General features: G+C 43.5%; 11 protein-coding genes. 3 read left to right on the top strand and 8 right to left on the bottom strand.

Going from position 1 to position 15,736, the window contains the following annotated elements; translation table 11 throughout:
- Positions 1 to 73 precede the first annotated feature (73 nt).
- Together AC1DOV_RS22565 and AC1DOV_RS22560 are read right to left on the bottom strand one after the other, a co-directional pair.
- Complete coding sequence (locus AC1DOV_RS22565; protein WP_477551142.1) at positions 74 to 1,867, bottom strand: cache domain-containing sensor histidine kinase; 1,794 nt, start codon at positions 1,865 to 1,867, stop codon at positions 74 to 76.
- Positions 1,868 to 2,887: a response regulator transcription factor gene (locus AC1DOV_RS22560; protein ID WP_477551141.1), complete on the bottom strand. Its 1,020-nt coding sequence runs from the start codon at positions 2,885 to 2,887 to the stop codon at positions 1,868 to 1,870.
- Positions 2,888 to 3,136: 249 nt separating this feature from the next.
- On the opposite strand from AC1DOV_RS22560, the gene AC1DOV_RS22555 reads away from it, so the two are divergent.
- Positions 3,137 to 5,269, top strand: a complete 2,133-nt coding sequence (locus AC1DOV_RS22555) for a heavy metal translocating P-type ATPase (protein ID WP_441877247.1) — start codon at positions 3,137 to 3,139, stop codon at positions 5,267 to 5,269.
- Between the two features lie 60 nt (positions 5,270 to 5,329).
- On the opposite strand, the gene AC1DOV_RS22550 is transcribed toward AC1DOV_RS22555, so the two are convergent.
- The 3 genes from AC1DOV_RS22550 to AC1DOV_RS22540 are packed head-to-tail and all read right to left on the bottom strand — an operon-like array spanning position 5,330 to position 7,620.
- Positions 5,330 to 5,512 (bottom strand): twin-arginine translocase TatA/TatE family subunit, encoded by a 183-nt coding sequence (locus tag AC1DOV_RS22550; RefSeq protein WP_076269692.1) that lies wholly within the window; start codon positions 5,510 to 5,512, stop codon positions 5,330 to 5,332.
- A gap of 26 nt (positions 5,513 to 5,538) precedes the next feature.
- Positions 5,539 to 6,738 carry a ZIP family metal transporter gene (locus tag AC1DOV_RS22545; protein WP_477551140.1) on the bottom strand — a complete coding sequence of 400 codons (1,200 nt, stop codon included), beginning with the start codon at positions 6,736 to 6,738 and terminating at the stop codon, positions 5,539 to 5,541.
- 18 nt (positions 6,739 to 6,756) lie between these two features.
- Entirely contained in the window at positions 6,757 to 7,620 is an 864-nt protein-coding gene (locus AC1DOV_RS22540) for a multicopper oxidase domain-containing protein (protein WP_477551206.1), read from the bottom strand.
- A gap of 533 nt (positions 7,621 to 8,153) precedes the next feature.
- Here AC1DOV_RS22540 and AC1DOV_RS22535 point away from each other — a divergent pair.
- Complete coding sequence (locus AC1DOV_RS22535) at positions 8,154 to 8,879, top strand: hypothetical protein (RefSeq protein ID WP_477510272.1); 726 nt, start codon at positions 8,154 to 8,156, stop codon at positions 8,877 to 8,879.
- A 14-nt stretch (positions 8,880 to 8,893) separates the two neighbouring features.
- Here the strand turns inward: AC1DOV_RS22535 and AC1DOV_RS22530 are convergent, their stop codons facing one another.
- Both AC1DOV_RS22530 and AC1DOV_RS22525 read right to left on the bottom strand, forming a co-directional pair.
- Complete coding sequence (locus AC1DOV_RS22530; RefSeq protein ID WP_477551139.1) at positions 8,894 to 11,212, bottom strand: glycoside hydrolase; 2,319 nt, start codon at positions 11,210 to 11,212, stop codon at positions 8,894 to 8,896.
- An 88-nt stretch (positions 11,213 to 11,300) separates the two neighbouring features.
- Positions 11,301 to 12,713, bottom strand: a complete 1,413-nt coding sequence (locus tag AC1DOV_RS22525; RefSeq protein WP_477551138.1) for an aminotransferase-like domain-containing protein — start codon at positions 12,711 to 12,713, stop codon at positions 11,301 to 11,303.
- A 151-nt stretch (positions 12,714 to 12,864) separates the two neighbouring features.
- Here AC1DOV_RS22525 and AC1DOV_RS22520 point away from each other — a divergent pair, with 151 nt between their 5' ends.
- Positions 12,865 to 13,770 carry a DMT family transporter gene (locus AC1DOV_RS22520; protein WP_477551137.1) on the top strand — a complete coding sequence of 302 codons (906 nt, stop codon included), beginning with the start codon at positions 12,865 to 12,867 and terminating at the stop codon, positions 13,768 to 13,770.
- Positions 13,771 to 13,879: 109 nt separating this feature from the next.
- Here AC1DOV_RS22520 and AC1DOV_RS22515 read toward each other — a convergent pair whose 3' ends face one another.
- On the bottom strand, positions 13,880 to 15,334 hold the full coding sequence (locus tag AC1DOV_RS22515) for a DHA2 family efflux MFS transporter permease subunit (RefSeq protein ID WP_477551205.1): 1,455 nt from the start codon (positions 15,332 to 15,334) through the stop codon (positions 13,880 to 13,882).
- Positions 15,335 to 15,736 lie beyond the last annotated feature (402 nt).

The raw sequence follows: 15,736 nt of genomic DNA, 5'->3' as shown, positions 1-15,736 counted from the left end.
ATAGTTTGTACGACAATCGTACACTATGGCACAGAGCTCTACGATGGCGCCATCTTTGTCGGTATGGTTTTTTTTACGATTTGGGCATGATCATTCGAATGACCGTTCCGACTGCTAATTCACTCTCTATCTCTAATCCGTATGCGTCGCCAAATACGAGCTGAATGCGGCGGTGGACATTCAGGACGCCGATTCCTCCCTTGCCTTCCTTCACTTCGGTCAGCTTCTTCGTCTCCAAGCGGCTTCGAAGCTGCAGCAGGGTAGATTCGCTCATACCAGAGCCATTATCTTTAACCGACACAACAAAAAAGCTCTCCGTCTCTTCCGTCCGTATTTCGATCCGATGCTTGTCCTCGATGCCTTCAAAAAAAGCATGTTGAAACACATTTTCGATGATGGGCTGAAGGGTAAGCCTGACCATCTTCTTCAGCAAATAATCTGGCGGAATTTCCACATCGATCTCGAACTCCTTGCCGAACCGATGCTTCAGGATCGCCATGTAATTCAACACATGCTTCAGCTCGTTGACGACCGTAATTTCCTCCAAACTCGTTTGGACAGCATAGCGCAGCATATAAGCCATGTTTTTTACAATTTCCGATACCTCATCCGAATCCTGTACAGCGGGGAAGCAAACAATCGTCTCCAGCGTGTTGTACAGAAAATGAGGATTAATTTGCAGTTGGAGCGCTTGCAGCTCTGCTTTCTGCCGCTCAAGCTCCGCTTCACGTTTGGTGCTTTCCGCTGTATAGACCTGCTCGATCAGGTCCGATAATTTATTGACCATAGAATTGTAGCTTACAACTAGCTCGTCCACCTCATCCTGCTTTCCATTTAACGGAATTCGGGTCCAGTCCCCTTTCTCCGCTTGCTTCATGCCGCGTCTAAGCTTTTGAATAGGCGTTGTGATCGAGTAGCTGAACCGATAAGCAATCAGCAGCCCTAATATCAATGTTACAAAGCCGATCCATATAATGTTCGTTCGAATGCCGATGATCGGTTGGCGCAAATCCTTCATCGGAATCGATATTTGCAAATCCCAATTCGTATAGCTGGAATGGCGGGCAATCGTAAACCTCTCTTCCCCGGCTTCCTTGCTTATGAAGGACACAGCCTTTCCTTCTGGCAGTTCACGCTTCGCTTGAGAGGACAGCTTTTGGCCAATCTTGCTAGAATCGGTATGGTAAACAACTTCTCCCTGCCGATCCTCAATATGAAATAAGCCTTGGGGACCTAAATCAATGCCTTTCCAAAGCGTAGATAACTCCGTGCTCTTGATCTCAATGGCGAGAACACCTTTATAATCCATCGACCGAAGTCCTCTTACTTTACGGGCAAGCGTGATAGATTGGCCTTTCTGCACGGAGCTGATGCTATCGTTCAAAATGACGATTTGGCCATTATCTGGAATGTCTGAGAATCGATTTTCTACATATTTTTTGGCAGAGGGGCTTGTAAAGTCGAGGGATGCATTATTGTTCACGCCGACAGAGCGTCCGTCCTTTCCAACGACGTACAAAGCGAGCACCTCAGGGTGACGAATCAATATCGGTTCAAACGCATACGTCTTGATTCTGGATGAGTAAAAATAATTTTCATAATTGAGCTCCGGCGCCACATCCAAATACTCTTTAATATCCAAATTAGTAAGCAGCGACAACGTTGAGTTCTCATAACTCCGAATATATTGTTCCAAATGGTGCGACGTAATGTTGACGACCTGTGCCATGTTCGCCTCCGCCTGATCGCGAAGTCTCTCTGTCGCTCCATAGTAGGTGTACACACCTAGAACAAATAAAGGTACAAGGATGACGATGATGAAATACATATACAACCGGAAAAATAGTCCCTTTCGCCGCTTCATCATTTATTTAATCCCCAGCTTGCTGCGAAATTCGGTTGGTGTGATGCCCTTCACTTTCCGAAAGGTTTTTGCAAAATGAGAATAGTCCTCGTATCCGATCTCATGCGCGACATCGACAATTCGGTAGTGAGGCTGCGCGAGCAGCTGCTCCGCTGCTTCTATTCGTTTGGTCATTCGGTAGTTCACGAAGGTGACCCCTGTCGTTTTTTTAAAGTACAAACTAAAATAATTAGGCGTCAGGCCGACCAGATTGGCAACCTCTTCGAGCGTGACTTCCTTCGCAATGTTCTTCTCGATATAAGCTCTGACCTCAGTCATTAAATCCTTAAAGCCGCCTCTTCGCAAAGCAAGCTCATCCGTTACAGAGTGGATTTTGTCGCGAAAGCTTTGCTTTCCATCAGTTAAAGTGTTTTTCTCTATAGCAGCGGCAGCGATCCCTGTGTATTGATGGCCCTTGTCCTGCAATCGATCCAATACCGCTTGAAAGGAATCCTCCAATAGCTCATTTAACTGCTGTGGATGATCTGTTCTTTCTCCGCAATAGCTAAGCCAATCATCCAAACATTTATCCAAATCGGGCAACCGCAGCTGCCAAATATGCTCCGTCATCTCATCGAGCCATTTCTTCGAGTGCGTCGGCGCAACGACACCTTTTTCCATAGCAGGCAATATTTTATCCAGCATTTCATGAATGTCCTTTTTCACAACGGGCTTAAGCATATACTCCTTCACACCGTACGCCATACATTGTTTCGCATATTCAAACTCCGCAAAACCGGAAATAACAACAACTCTAATATAGGGATAGATATCATGAATGCGCTTGCAAAGTTGCAGTCCATCCATCCTTGGCATCCGAATATCCGTAATGATGATATTGGGGGGATACTCAGCAATGAAAGCTAAAGCCTGCTCCCCATTCTCAGCTGTACGGATGCTTGTAAATGGCTTGCTGTACGACAGCATCATATTTTTTATGCCATTACGAATGATCATTTCATCGTCCACGATCAATATTTGCATATTCATTCCTCCGATTGAAATACTGGCTAGCCGCTTGCCTTTATGATAACAACGTTGGTTTCATACTATTGGAATTACCATTCCTTGTCTACTTGAATTTATGGCGTTCAGATGTGTACGGATTCTAACAAACCGAATGGTGTTTACATGAATTTATAGCGGAATGGAGAAAATACGTTTGACATAAATGTTGGAATTGCATATTATATGAACAAGTATTCATATATTCAACTGGAAGAAGGATGTCTTATGAATGAGTATCGAATAAAGGGACTCTCTTGTGGCGGCTGTGCCCTCCGAATGGAGGAAGAGATTAAACAATTGGAGCATGGCTCGGATGCAAAGCTCAGCTACAACTCAGGAAAATTAACGGTTGATCCGCAAATTTCCATGGCTGCAGTTAAGAAAATTTTAAAGTCAGACAATGCCTATATCGAAGCAAGCTCGGAAGCAAATACGGGACACGATCATAGTTCCCATAGTCATGCTGGACATGATCATGATCACGATCACAGTCATTCCGAAGGCCATTCAAATATGCTCAAATTGCTCATCGTATCGGGCATCATCTATGTTGCCGCATTATTCCTTGATGGTGTGCTCGACAAACAAGCAGTCATTCTATTATATTTGACCGCAACGATTATTAGTGGCTACACCACATTTTTCCGCGGACTTAAAAATTTAATTAAAATGAAGTTTAATATCGATACCTTAATGACGATTGCGTTAATCGGAGCTGTATCCATTGGTGAGTGGAAGGAAGCTACTCTCGTTGCCATCTTGTTTGGACTAAATGAGCTGCTTGAAGGTTATGGTATGGAAAAGGCGCGCCGCTCCATGGAAGCTTTATTTCAAGTTGCGCCTAAAGAAGCTTTAAAAGTAGAAAATGGCCAAGAGATTATCGTTCCGATTGCTTCTCTTCAAATCGGCGATCTTGTAAAAATTAAGCCAGGTGAAAAAATTCCTTCGGACGGCATCGTCTCTGAAGGAAAAAGCTCGGTGAATGAATCGGCAATCACAGGTGAATCACTGCCGGTTGAGAAGGAAGCTGGAGAGCCCGTTTACGGGGGAAGCATTAACAACGAAGGGCTGCTTCTCGTTCAAATTGATAAAGCATACAAGGATTCCTCCTTGGCAAAAATTCTTCATCTCGTTCAAGAAGCACAGGAGACCAAAACGCCAACGGAGCTTTTCATTAATAAATTCGCTAAATATTATACGCCGCTCATTATGATTGTTGCTGCACTTGTTGCCCTTATTCCTCCGCTCCTCTTTCAGGGAGACTGGATTACATGGCTTTATCAAGGTTTATCCGTATTAATTGTAGGCTGCCCTTGCGCATTAATTCTTTCTTCGCCAATTGCTATTGTATCGGGCATTACAAGAAATGCACGGAACGGCGTACTCGTCAAAGGCGGCGTATTTCTAGAGCAGCTTGGCAAGATCGACACGCTTGCTTTTGACAAAACAGGCACGTTAACAAAAGGCGAACCGCATGTTGCCAAATTGGAAGCGTATGATGAAGAACGGTTTTTCCAAGCAGCTGGAGCTATCGAGAAATCGTCCTCCCACCCGCTGGCGAAAGCGATTATGAAGGAAATAGCGAGCAGAAATATGACAATACCAGAACCGGATGAAATTCAAACGATATCAGGTCGAGGAATTAAAGCGAAGGTTAACGGCATTGCATACTGGCTTGGAAATGAAAAAAGCATCGAGCATATTACGATTCCGGATTCTGTCCAAAATCGCATAGAACAATTAAAAAATGACGGTCTTACTCTTGTATTGGTGGCAGACGAGCAGCAAGTACTCGGTATGTTTGGCATTTCAGACGAAATTCGCGAGGAAAGCCGGTCTGTAATCGCATCCTTACACAAGCTGGGAATCAAGCGTACCATTATGCTTACCGGGGATCATCAGAAGACAGCGGAGAAAGTCGCTTCCGCCGTCGGGGTATCCGAGTTTTATGGCAATCTTCTGCCGGAAGATAAAGTGAAGAAGATTAAAGAGCTTTCAGCAAGCCACCATGTGGCGATGATAGGTGACGGTATTAATGACGCTCCTGCTCTAGCCTCTGCGCAGCTCGGCATTGCGATGGGCAAAGGAACAGACAGTGCGATTGAAACAGCCGATATCGTCCTCATGCAGGATCATTTGGGCAAGCTGCCCGAAGCCGTTTCCATTGCCAAAAAGGTCAATCGCGTCATCCGCTTTAATATTTGCGTCTCGCTCGGACTGAAAATAATCGCATTATTGCTTACCATTCCCGGCTGGCTCACCTTATGGATTGCCATTCTCTCCGATATGGGAGCGACTATATTTGTTACACTTGTCAGCTTGACCATATTAATTGAACGAAAAAAGCGTGCAGATTAAATTCATACGCAAATAAACAAGAGCCGTTAGCATTATGCTGACGGCTCTTCGCTTGTTTGATCATTCGCGCTCCTTCGGCTGATCGGGTTTTTCATCCGGGTCTATCAGTCCTTTTGCCCCTTTTTTGAATTCTGACAGCGTCGTTCCAATCGCTCGCCCAAGCTGAGGCAGCTTGGATGGTCCAAACAGCAGCAAGCCTAAAATCACAAGCAATACAATTCCTGCAACACCTATATTCGGCATTCTGAACTCCCCATTCCCGTTTGGTTCTAGAAGTTAACTAACAAAGCTGTTACATACATCAGCAAAATGCCAAGTGTTAAACCTGAGAAATTGAGCCACGAAACGGCAGGTGCTTCTGCAGCCTTTGCATCCCTAACCATCATTTTAAAAATGACATAAATAACTTGTATAATGGCCCCTGCACCAATACCGAAGAATAAGGCCGCCAGCGTTTGATTAAATACAAATCCACCGATCCACGTTCCGATAATAGCAGGACCGCCGCCTAAGAGTGCTAATGCGAGGAAAGTCTTGTACGTTGGTTTTGCTTTTAAAAGCGGCGCCGCTATGCCAATCCCTTCAGTAATGTTATGCAGCGTAAACCCAATAATAAGGAAGGATCCAAGCGCAGCCTCACCCGCGGCAAAAGCAGCACCTATCGCAAGCCCTTCACCGAGATTATGGAGACCTATTCCACTCGCGATTTTGAAGGATACCTGCTTGCCAGGATCATTATGCTGGATTGCCTTTTTGGATTTCGTCTGATCAATGGCTATTAGGAATAAGAAGCTTAATGCCGCACCGAACCAGACTAGGCCTGTGCCTTGAAATACGCCGGGTGCTTCCGCACCAAGCTCTAATCCTTCTTGTATGGTATCCACAGCAAGGAAAAATAAAAGTCCAACTGTAAATGCCAATACCGCCTGAATGCCTTTGCTTGAGAAGCGACGCATAAAAGGATACCATAGCAATCCCAGCCCAACTGGAACGACACCGACATAAAAACCTATTAGTGAATATTGCAGAAATCGATTGGTATCGGCAGTTGGCGTTTTCATTGCAGCAGGTACATCCCCTATAAATATTAGTCCGTTAGAGGTGATAAGCTTAATTTGATGAGGATCTCCCTCCACCCAAGGATAAGGAATATAGATCGTCGAGCTGCCGAATCTCTCAAGCGTAGAACTAGGTGAGTAGGAAGCATTCCAAAAAGAATCATCGACAACAACTTGAGCAACCGTCAGCTCCTTTGGCCCAGAATTAAGTATACGAACTTCAAATCCATCATCCGTCAAAATAATACGTTCAAAATTGAGCACTTCAATCGGGGCCGCTTGCTGTTCTTCTACACCTGTACCCCATGAAGCGATAACAGAAATCAAGCCAGCCAGCAGCAGCAAGGGCATTATGCCAAGCAGCCAGACTGCTTTTTTACCCAGCTTTTTATTTATTATTTCACTTTGCACATCGCACACCCCCTCTACTTAACCGACTTCAAAAAACCCCATCCAGCCGAGCTCCGTAAACTCACTTTGATGAGCATGGAACATATATTTTCCAGGAGCGGGAAACGTAACTTCAATAATGCCTCTCTCCCCTTGGCACTGCATAATCGTATCTGTATATTGCGGCCTCGCATCTGGGTCAGCGCCGGTGGCATAATAGTGAAAGAAATTAGCATGCAAGTGAAAGGAGTTAATCGGATCAAATTCCGTTAAATTACTTAAATAAATACGAACCAGCTCACCCGTTTTCACCTTAATCGGTCTAGCTTGGTACGCAAATGCGTAGCCATTGACCGTGTAAACCTCGTTCTCGCCATCTAAGTCCAGATCAAAGCCATTCATGACCATACTTAGCTCTTTTGCAGGTTTCCTTGGTTTCTTAGGATCAATAATGAAGTGACCATATAGGCCCTTGTGAATATGTCTAATCAGCGGAGGAACATGACAGTGATAGGGCTGCAGCCCTGCTGGCTTGGCTTCAAATTCATACACAAATTCACTGCCCGTCGAAATAGGCTCTAAACCATCCATGTGGGTTGGATGAATACCGTGAAAATGTATGGAATGCGGGTGCGCGGACCCGTTCCCGAACTTGACTCGTACGATATCTCCCTCCGTACAACGAAGTGTCGGCCCTGGAATCGTGCCGTTGAATGTCCATCCTGGAAATTTAATGCCCTTCGCTATTTCCACCTCAGCATCCCATGCCTGTATATCGTATTCTCTAATCGTCCTGCCATCTGGAGAAGTACTAACGACCCCGTAATCAAAAGCCGTTAATGCTTTTACTGCCGCTTCAAGCCCCGGCGTTGAATCGGTTCCCGGATCATAACCATGCGCCATCCCTTGTTTCATCTGGTCTTTGAGCGTATGATGCATTTCTTCCTTCCCCATCGCATGAGCAGACCTGCCAAATAATGCACTTGTATTTAAGAAACTGCCTCCGATCACACCTAGTACGCCGGCAGCTCCGACCTTAAGGATGTTTCGTCTTGAGAACTGCTGATTTGGATCAAATACCATTCGATTCACCTCCATGTTAATATAAGGGATTAATTTTGCCCTAGAGCAAAATTATTAATAAAAAAAATTTATTTTACTTAAGGACAATTAGTTTACCTTAGGAAACTTTTTTGGTATGAGTAAAATATATGCTAACCTAGGCATGTTGTAAAGTGTTTTTTATGAAGCTTGTATTTGCTCGGGAGAATACTGCATCAATGAAAAAAAGGCTTCCCTCGAGTTCGATAAACTCACGGGAAACCTCTCTCTCCTATTTCGTAGAAGAATATGAATCACAATAGCCTGCAACATACGAGCAAAAATCTTCGTTTAGAATTGTAGTTCATTATTAATTAAAGTGGAGACAAAACTAGATGAGAAAAAAATTACTGCTACCTCTTCTTATTCTTTTGATAATCGCAACAGCTGTGTTATTTATCATAAAAAGTCTTCAAACTGATCCATTAAAAAAGTCCATTTCCATTGAACAGAAACCATCCGAGAATTCATCTGATACACTCATAGTCAAAGACGAAAATGGAGAAAACTTAAAGCTAAAGATTAACGCTATTCCTCCGTATAAGCAATATTTACAATCGCAAGAGGATAGCAAGACCGAAATCGAGCGGACCCAATCAGAAGCGCTCACTCTCTCCACTCAAGAACATTTCATATTGTTAAAGTACAGTTGTGGAAATAAGCAATGTTCAACCATTTTAGTGAAGGAAAGCAACTCCACAATTACAAGTCTCGCTTTGGGTGACGGCATTTTTCAAGACTATCAACTATCTCCGGATAAAACAGAGCTGCTGTTACGATACGGTTATAGCGAAGGCGGAGAAATTGTTCGTCATACGCTGATTGCTGTTGATTTATTAACTATGGAAAAAATACCTTTTGAATCTACAGCGTTAACGAACGAATACATGTCTACTCCAATCTGGCCTATACTCGGCTATCAATGGATCGAGAAAGATCGGTTTATGATCGAGTCGGCTGATTTAGCATCATCAGATTATGAAGCCGTGAAACACTGGTATACTTCAACTGAAAAGAAAACAAAAATCGTTGAAATCTCTATAAATAAAGCTGAAAATTAGAGCCCATTCCTTTTTTATTTCTTTGTGGGCTCTTTCGGTGTATAAATCGTTTTATCATTTCCATCAAGGATTAGCGCTGATTTCGCTGGTATCACCTCGCCTTGAAAGTTAAAAGAAGCTTCCGAGAAGTTAGCCACTACTTTCAACGCTTTACCATATTCCGTCATCTGAACGAGTTTGTCCTCTGTTAGAACCTTATAATTCGTCATTTCTTCTTTTATCGCTTTTTTACTAAAGCTTGACCATACCTTAGAATGATTCACTATGGTTTCCTTATGTTTTTCCCACTCATGTTTATCTAGATGATATAACGGAGGCACATTATAAAGAATTTCATACAGCATTCGATTCGAAATTTCATCTTCTATTTTTAAAGTTCCCCAGCCCCACCAATAAGTCGTGATCACGGAATTGTTGTAAACTAACTTATACAATGGGATCGTGTAGCTAGAATCCAAAAACAGTTTCTTGTACTTGTCCTTTAACGGTATTTGTTTAGCAAATAATTCAGGAACTCCGCCGTTGCTCGAATAATATCTTCCTACATAATATTCGCTTTCTTTATTTGTGCTCATATCCTTATCCATCCATGAGAATGATGGCGTCTCTATTCCATGCGCAAAAGCAACCGTTTGGTTAGCAAAATCGTTGCCACCCTCTGTTCCAACGACGAGCTTCCATTCTTTTTGCAAATACGCCATTCGCTTTATTCTAGCCTGAATATCTTCTTCTTCCGTAGTGATATGCTCTGGCGAATAGTCATCGAAGATTTCTCCAGTACCATCCGTATCTAGAAACCATGAGTTAAAAGCTAAACCTGTATTGAAAATCGATGTTACTCTTTCTTCGACACTAGGCAAGGCAAGCGTTGGGTTGAGCTTTCTGCCTTCTCCTTGGAACCCTACAATTTTTTTCCCATTCTTATCGGTCACCGTCGCATGCTCGTAAAGGAAAGTATCCTTAAACTTTGCCGTCGTCCATTTCTCTTTTCCTGGTTCATGGATTGAATGATACGAGTCATAGGTGCCAATTAAATAACCAAGACTTTCTGCCTCTTTGACAAACGCAGGTTTAATAAACCCTTCCTGCCAATCATCCAAACCAATCCACATATTGTCGAGCCCAGACTGCTTCATATCCTTTATGACATCAATCGTATTGGCATCTGCCCACTTCTCAATGGGATCAACTGCAGCACCAAGCACGCTTTTTAACAATCGTTTATTCAGATCTATCAATTCAACAGCGTTCAAATTTTCTATACCGCTGCTTAATAATCGCTGAGCTTCTTCATCTAAGTCAGTAAATATTTTGGAATCATAAAATTCTTTTAGCTGCATGACCGCACTTAAACTTTTTACGATTCTGTTTATCGTGTATTTGTCTACATAGTCTAAACGATTTAAATCGTCAAAGGCGGATGAAAGCTCTGCTCCATCTTCCACTTTAGTTTTTAATAGCTCCTGAATCCATAATCTCAGTTTTTCGGGAAGATTGCTCCTCAGCTTTGCCCATTGTATATTTTCTTCTGAAATGACCGTTCTGTCCCAAAAATAAGCATGCGGTGCTCCGTAAAGCTTTTCGATATTGCTATTTTCTTTAGCCTTATCCGCCAAGCTTTTGAATTCACCCTGTTCAATCAAATAATCTTTGTACGTTTTTGCGACAGCTGTTGGATTTTTTTTCGTTACATAAATTCTAAAACCATATTCCTTTTGTTTATTAATTACTGGAAATTCATGATGAAAAGTAAACTGGATAGCGTTATCGGTATTAAAAACAATTTCATTGTTATATGCGTTTTTAATAATGTACATCAACGAGTATTCGCTTTTATCAGCTGCAAAAAATGGCATCGAAAAAGACTCAATGACCTTCATTTCTTGATCGCTCAAATACTCTTTCCACGTCTGATCATCGCTTGGAATATACTTTCCTTGGTTTAATGGAAGCATATACCCATCACCCGTTACGATTGGCCATGCAAAGCTATTTTCCTCCGCCTTGCTAGATTTGATCGTTACATCTACATAGTTCGCTTTTTTTTCAATTTCAACGTCCATTTGTTTCTCTGGATAGGTCCAGCTAATTTGGTCTCCGCTGTTTTTTACATTTGAAACTTTCATTTTGTCCAGTGGTTCCGATGCTTTTTCAGTCATTCCACCTGACTCGATCTCAAGCGCGAAGGTTTCTGGATCTACGTTAAAGCTAAAATCCACATCTTCTATTTGTGCATTTACTTCTCCGTCTCGCGTATTATTGTCGTCCTTGCACCCCGCAAGAACACTTGCTGTGATTGCAGCCAGTATAATGATGGCTATTATTTTTTTCATGTCTCGCACCTCCTGAATTAGACTACATCAGGGGTGTTACGCCAATGTTACAAAAAATATTTTAAGCAACTAAATATATTTTTTCCAATCATAAAGTCCGCGATAAAGCCGTTAAGCGCTGCATTCCTTCCCGCAATAATGCCTCACTCGCAAAAGAATAACTAAGCCGGATCCACGATTTCAACTCGCCGAGCGGATCAAATATTTCTCCGGGAACGAAGGAAATGGATTGCTCCCTGCTTTTTTTTAGAAGAGCTTCTCCTGATATATCGCTTGGCAGTTTAACCCATAAATTAAGCCCGCCCTGTGGTGCCGTCCATTCCCAGCCTGCTATGGCAAGCTCCTCTTCCATAATCTCTTTATGAACCTGCAGCGCAATACGAAGCTTTTCCACATGCTGCTGCAGCCTCGGTGAAGCGAAATAATGCAAAAATATTTTCTGATTAAGCTGCGGAGTCCCGTTATCCGCAAGCGCCTTCGCTTTGATTAACTGCTCCATGAATGGATAGCGGCAGGCTGCAGCACAAATCCGCAGACCGGGCGCAATATATTTGCTGAAGCTGCTAATATAGATGACCCAGCCCTCCGTGTCATAAGCGAATAAGGGAAGCGGGGGCGGCTCAACAAAATACATATCTCGGAATGGATCATCCTCCACGATAAGGCAGCGGTAACGCTCCGCCAATTCCACCAGCAATTTGCGCTGCCAAGCTGGAACAGTATAACCGGTCGGATTTTGGTGGGTTGGATTCATATAGAACATACGCGGCTTATGCTTGCGCATCAAGGCTTCTACTTCTGCCAAGTCATAACCTTCCGGTGTAATCGCAACAGGAATAAGCCGCGCGCCTTGCCTGCGAAAAATATCCATCGCTACGCCGTAGGTCGGTCGCTCAATCAACACCGCATCCATCGGCCCAAGCATAATCTGTGCAATCAAATTTATGGCCTGCTGAGCACCTGATGTGATTAACAATTCCTCCGATGACAGCTGTAATCGATGATGCTCTCTGAAATGCTGGCTCATCGACTCGCGAAGCTCTTCATCGCCCTGAACACTGGCATAAGTCCCCATAACCTTAGGATATAGATCAAACACTTTTTTCACATAGTCCGATAAGAACAAATTCGGCAGCAAATTAGGATCAATTAGCGCTTGAGAGAACTGATACTTAGCTGGAATTCGGTGAATATCAGATAGCGAGTTATTCACTGCATAAGAGGTAACAACGGCGCTCTCTTCCAACCCTTCAGAAAAAGCATCGTCCTCCGATACGTAATATCCCGATTTGTCTTTTACATACACTTTGCCGTCCTCAGCTAGCAATCTATAGGCTTTAAATACCGTCAGCCGATGCACATTGATTTCTTCAGCAAGCAATCGTATCGACGGTAATTTTTGATGGGCTTTCCATTCCCCTCGCTCTACTCGGTTCAAGATATAATCATACACCTGCCGGAATAACGGATGGGCTTGATGCGCTCCCGCTTCTTTTTTCATCTGTTCATAACCCCCCTTCGCCGCTACCTATTTCCATTATTGTACACGAAATATTTATCCTTCTGTTCTGTTCCATACAATCTGTTCTGCCTTACTCCCTATATGATTAACAAAATACAATCTCGATCCGACATCTAAAGGGGAAATGAACATGATTTTTTTGGCTTATGCGCTCGTATGTCTTATATTTGGCACAACCTTTCTGGCAATTAAAATCGGAGTAGATGCCGGTGCTCCCCCTTTCTTCTCGGCAGGGCTTCGCTTTTTTCTGGCTGGCGCTATTCTGTTTCTTTGGATGGTTTGGAAACGCAAGGCAAGCTTCTCCCTGCTGCTGCGCAAAGAAATGCTGTTCACTGGGGCTACGCTGACGTTTGGAACCTTCTCTACGCTGTACTGGGCAGAGCAATATGTATCTTCTGGACTCGCGGCTGTGTTATCGGCTACGGGACCAATCATGATTTTGCTGCTGCAAACGGCTATTCTTCGTCAAAAATCTCCCAAACACTCGCTATACGGCTGCATTATCGGCTGCATCGGCGTACTGCTGTTAGTTTTGCCCAATCTTTCGGTGGATGTCTCACCCTTGTGGCTTGTCGGCTGCGGGGCCATACTGATAGGAGAATGCTGCTATGCAACAGGAGCGCTATATTCCAAAAAAGTAATCAACCGTATGTCCGATGTTTCACCGATAGCCATGAACGCGGCACAAATGATGGTTGGCGGAGCGATGATGTTCATTTTATCTTTGTTCACCGAAGAGGTGCAGCTTGAATCCTTTGCATCATTTCAGACGGCAGGCTCATTAATTTATCTGATTGTGATTGGTTCCATGGTTGGGCATACCTTATTCTACTGGCTCGTAGCAAAGACGAATCCCGTTTTCCCATCTACATGGCTCTATATCTCCCCCCCGATTGCTGTAGGAGTCGGCGTACTCTTTTATGATGAGACAATCTCTTGGATTACACTTCTTGGTATCATTACGATTATTGGTGGAACCGTCCTTGTAAATGCAGGTGCACTCAGACAGTTAATTGTTAAGCGAAGATTGCGGTAGTAAAGCGTTTTAAGGATAAAAAAAGGCAGCCAATAAGTTCATTGAACTTATTGGCTGCCTCTGATTTTTAAAAAGATGTATTTTGTCCAAGTTACTCGAACAAATCTGATTAAGCAGTCTGCTTCTGCTCATCCTCTAGTGGTGCCTTCGTTTTGCGAATGAAGAGACCGATAAGAATTGCGAGGACAGAGAGAATTCCGCCGACGATAAACGCACTGTGAAGACCAGCTACCATTGCAGGTACTCCTTCAGCAGGGTTGGTCGGATCCGGGGATGTAGACATATAATCTCTCATGCCGGACGACATAATGCTGACGAACAAGGCTACACCAACCGCACCTGCCACTTGCTGTAGCGTGCTCATAACCGCCGTACCATGCGCGTACAATCTGCGCGGCAGCTGATTAAGGCCTGTCGTCTGAGCAGGCATCATCACAAGTGAGATACCAATCATCATCAAGATATGCAGGAATACAACATATCCGCTCGTCCATGCTGCATCAATTCCAGAAAACAGCCAAATGGATACACTCATCAAGATGAGACCCGGTATAACGAGCACTCTTGGTCCAAATTTGTCAAACAAAATACCGGAGACCGGTGCCATAATACCATTCAAGATACTGCCGGGCATCATAACAAGACCAGCGCTAAGTGCAGTAAGCATCATGACATTTTGCAAAAATAGCGGAAGCATGATCATTGTAGAGAACATAGCCATCATAAGTACAAGCATTAGCACCGTAACGAGCGAAAACATGGGGTAACGGAAAACACGCATATCGAGCATCGGTTCCTTCACCGCAAGTTGACGCCATACAAATGAAATCAAGCTGATTCCGCCTACAATCAGGCACCAGACAACTTTAGGATCTGACCACGAGCCTTCTCCTGCGCTGCTAAAGCCATAGACGATGCCCCCAAAACCGATGGAGGAGAGCAGGATGGAAATAATGTCTACCTTTGGTTTCGTCAATTCACTTACATTTTTCAAATAAATCGCTGCATAGACGATAGAAACGACCGCCAAAGGAATGACCAGATAGAAAAGCCATCTCCAGTTAAGCGAGTCAACGATAAGACCAGATAAAGTAGGCCCAATAGCCGGAGCGGACATCATGACCAAACCGATCAATCCCATTGCGCCGCCCCTCTTCTCTGGAGGGAAAATGATAAGAATCGTATTCATCAATACAGGTATCATTAATCCTGTTCCCAAAGCTTGAACAACACGTCCAACAAGCAGAAACTCAAATATTGGTGCTGTCGCACATATCACCGTACCCGCAAGGAATAAAATCATTGCCCCGAGAAACATTTGACGTGTGCTAAACCATTGTTGCAAAAGTGCTGTTATAGGGACAAGAATACCGACTACGAGCATATAGGCTGTAGCCAGCCATTGTACAGTCGTTTCCGTGATGCTGAAATATCTCATGAGCTCTGGGAAAGCAATGTTAAGCAAGGTTTCATTCAGAATCGATACAAATGCGCCAATAATGAGTGCGGCAACGATCGGTCCTTTCTTGATTTTGCTAAAATCTAGGTTAGAATTAACCTCCATAGTAGGGCCGTTCAAGAATACTCCTCCTCCAATTTTCTCTTCTCTTTTCGGACAATTGTCCGCATTACTTACAAAATATACCGAACATTTGTCCTCATTGTCAATAACCTAAATTATGACACTAACGAAATGAACATTCAACTTCTTTGCTTCATGAATTCCGTCGCATATTTCAAAACTTCACAGCTTGATCCCTCAAGTTAGCATCTATGCTGAAGGCATAAAAAAAAGAGCCCTAATCTTTCAAAGGCTCTGTGAAGTGCACCCCTTAGAATAGACATTGGAAAAACCCCTAGGTTATTCCGATGAAATTCTAGGGGGTGTATTTTTGTGGCGGTTAAAGGGCAAAAGTTTAAGCATTATGAAGATACAACGAAAGTGGAGGCAATCCGCTTACATGTT

Source organism: Paenibacillus sp. 01T47 (genome assembly GCF_056398245.1).
Note: the sequence above shows the minus strand (reverse complement) of the source record. Positions and strands in the feature narration are given on the sequence as shown.